Here is a 682-nt window from a genome sequence, read left to right as displayed (position 1 = left end):
CGACCGTGCCAGTGCTGGCCAAGGGCAAGACCGATACGGCACGATGCTGGATCTACGTCCGGGACGACCGGCCGTTTAGCGGTGCGGGTCCGCTGGCGGCGATGTTCTACTACTCGCGTGATCGCAAGGGCGAGCATCCCCAGGCGCATCTGGCCCGATATGCCGGCATCCTGCGGGCCGACGCCTATGACGGGTACAACCAGCTCTATCTGGGGGGACGCCACCCTGGACCGATCCGCGAAGCGGCGTGTTGGGTCCATGCGCGGCGCCCGTTCTTCGCCATGGCCGATGTCGAAGAGAATGCGCGTCGCAAGGCCACCGCCAAGAAGGAGATCCCGCTCTCGCCCATCGCGGTCGAGGTCGTGCGGCGGATCGATGCGCTGTTCGAGATCGAACGCTCCATCAATGGCAGGAGTGCCGAGGAACGCGTTCAGGTTCGGCAGACGCTGAGCCGACCTCTGGTCGAGGACCTTCAGGTCTATATGCGGGAGCAGCTCGCCAAGCTGTCCCATGGGCACGACCTGGCTAAGGCGTTCAACTATATCCTGAAGCGCTGGGCGAGCTTCACCCTATTCCTCGAGGACGGCCGCGTGTGCCTCTCCAACAATGCCGCCGAGCGAGGATTAAGAGGTATAGCTCTCGGACGAAAATCCTGGTTGTTCTGCGGTTCTGATCGTGGCGG

General features: G+C 63.3%; 1 protein-coding gene. It reads left to right on the top strand.

The genetic code is table 11. The features are described 5' to 3' along the window. A partial coding sequence (locus IVA87_RS27685) for an IS66 family transposase (RefSeq protein WP_247336036.1) occupies positions 1-682 on the top strand: 682 nt, incomplete at both ends.

Source organism: Bradyrhizobium sp. 147, assembly GCF_023073935.1.
In the GTDB taxonomy this organism is placed as follows: Bacteria; Pseudomonadota; Alphaproteobacteria; order Rhizobiales; family Xanthobacteraceae; genus Bradyrhizobium.
This window is presented reverse-complemented; position numbering and strand designations above follow the sequence as displayed.